Origin of the sequence: Bradyrhizobium sp., from assembly GCF_049581145.1 — a bacterium.
Lineage (GTDB): Bacteria > Pseudomonadota > Alphaproteobacteria > Rhizobiales > Xanthobacteraceae > Bradyrhizobium.
In genome coordinates this window covers 1-2,176 of the sequence record NZ_JBAURI010000759.1, presented here as the reverse complement: position 1 = coordinate 2,176, position 2,176 = coordinate 1, and the positions used below count along the sequence as shown (strand labels likewise).

The window sequence follows — 2,176 nt, the reverse complement described above, 5'->3', positions numbered from 1 at the left end:
GCCCGACGCATGGTCGCGAGGCAAGCGGTGCAGCGCACCAGATCGAGGCGCCCGTGCAGGTCGATCACCGCCCTGCTCCCGGCGGCCTGGTGCAGCCGGTCGACGTTCTGGGTGAGCAGCAGCCGGCACCGGCCCTGGGTCTCGAGCCGCGCCAGCGCGTGATGCGCATCGTTGGGCCGCGCCTGCCCGAACCGTCGCCAGCCGATCATGCTGCGCGCCCAGTAGCGCCGGCGCGTGGCCTCGTCGGCCATGAAGGCCTGGAAGCGGACCGGCTGCGTGCGCTTCCAGTTGCCATCGCCGTCGCGGTAATCGGGGATGCCCGAATTCGTGCTGCAGCCGGCGCCGGTCAAGACGAACAGCCGCTGATGGCTTTCGACAAAGGTCTGCAGTGCGGTGTCCATGCGGGACAGCATCTAGTGCGTCCCTGCTCGCGGTGCCAGAGCGATCGATCGTCGGTCCCGGGCGCGTCGTTGGCTTGCGCCACGCGACGTGCGCCGCGCGCGTCATGGTCAAATCCGTGCGCGCGAGCCGCATTTCACATGGGATATTGAGCAACCAAGGATTGCGTGCTAGCAATAGGCCCATTGCCTTGCTCCTGCGCGCGCATTTTTCATCCGATCGCGACGCTGCTCGACGTCGTCACCTTCTACAACAATCGCTTCAATGTCGGGCTCACCGACCAGAACATCGCGGACCTGGTGGCCTTCCTGCGCAGCCCCTGAAAGGCAGCTTCGCCCTTGCTGCATGTCGCGCGAAGCAATCGTCGCGCGCGCCGGTCGCCTGGTCCGGCCGCCCGCGCGGAGCTTCTGCGCGGTGACGAGGTGAAATCGCGGCAAGCAGCGCGCAAGGAACTGAGGGTGGCACGGAGGGTGACATGACGCATCCGGCACGAACGGCGCTGGTCCTCCAGGGTGGCGGCGCGCTTGGCGCTTTCGAGTTCGGAGCCGTGCGGGCGCTCTACGAGAAGAACCTGGCGCCGGATGTGATCGCCGGCGTCTCGATCGGCGCCATTACCGCCGTGCTGTTGGCCCGGCCGGCCGGCGGCAAGCCGCTCGACGCGCTCGCGGCATTCTGGAAGAAAGTGACGGTCCCGGGAGAGCTGTTGCCGCCGCCGCTGCGGCCTTACGCGTCGTTTTGGGGCAACCCGCATTTTTTCACCCCGCGGCTCGATTATCTCAATTGGCTGACCTGGACCTATTTTTATCACACCGAGCCGCTGCGACGCACGCTCGGGGAGCTGGTCGATATCGACAAACTTCAACAGCCCGGCGCCGATCCGCTGCTGCTGGTGAGTGCGACCAATGTCGCGAAAGGCGAAATCGAATATTTCGACAGTCGGCAGGGACTGCAGCTCGACCACATCATGGCCAGCGGCAGCCTGCCCCCGGCGTTCCCGATGACCGTGATCGACCAGCCGCCCCCGATCGGCGAGCAATCCTATTGGGACGGAGGATTGTTCGACAACACGCCGCTCGGCGCGGTGCTCGACCGCCTCGATCCATCGCCGGATGCCGAGCGAACCATCTATGTGGTGAACCTGTTTCCCAACAAGGGGCCGCTTCCCGGCAACATGCCGGGGGTCGCGGAGCGGATGAAGAATCTGCAGTTCGCCAACAAGACCCTGGAGGACATCAAGTTGCTGTGCCGCTTCAACGAGGTCGCCGAACTGATGCAGGCGCTGGACAGCCTCCCCGACGATCACGCCATCAAGCAGCATGCGGCCTACCAGGCCATGAAACGCCGCGGCTATGTTCGTGTCCCGCGCATCGTCGCGATCACGCCTCCAGAACCGTCCGAAGAATTCGCCGATGCCGATTTTTCGCCGGAGGCCTTGGTGAGGCGGGAAAAACAGGGCTACGACCTGGCCCAGAAGGCGCTGGCCGCGGGGCCGCAGGATCCGTGCTCGCTCCTGAACGACGAAGCGGCCCGCGCCGCGATGCACGCCGCACCCACCGCGAATCCGACGTGAGCCGCTGGATATCTCGGGGTGAGAAACCCCTGATCGCCCCGTCCGTCCGAAGGACGCCCGTCAACGCTCTCACGCCGTCCGCGCTCCCGTTGCGGCCGCCGGTTTAAGGCTCGAGTTGCGGAACCTTGGCGCCGCTCGCCGGTTGTCATGGCAGCGGCGGAACCGGGAAACCGGCAGTCGCGTATGAAGCCGCACGGAGTCATGCCC

General features: G+C 66.1%; 3 protein-coding genes. 2 read left to right on the top strand and 1 reads right to left on the bottom strand.

Features of this window, described 5'->3' with window-relative positions:
* Positions 1-413, bottom strand: a 413-nt coding sequence (locus WCB02_RS24915; protein WP_423962358.1) for a Sir2 family NAD-dependent protein deacetylase, incomplete at its 3' end; no start/stop codon positions are given.
* Positions 414-584: 171 nt separating this feature from the next.
* On the opposite strand from WCB02_RS24915, the gene WCB02_RS24910 reads away from it, so the two are divergent.
* Positions 585-722 (top strand): hypothetical protein, encoded by a 138-nt coding sequence (locus WCB02_RS24910; protein ID WP_423962356.1) that lies wholly within the window; start codon positions 585-587, stop codon positions 720-722.
* Between the two features lie 152 nt (positions 723-874).
* Positions 875-1,969, top strand: a complete 1,095-nt coding sequence (locus tag WCB02_RS24905; RefSeq protein ID WP_423962355.1) for a patatin-like phospholipase family protein — start codon at positions 875-877, stop codon at positions 1,967-1,969.
* Positions 1,970-2,176 lie beyond the last annotated feature (207 nt).

What these genes read in the sequence shown, in the direction of transcription:
- WCB02_RS24905 (WP_423962355.1), top strand. Translation starts at nt 875, where the DNA reads ATGACGCATCCGGCACGAACGGCGCTGGTCCTCCAGGGTGGCGGCGCG.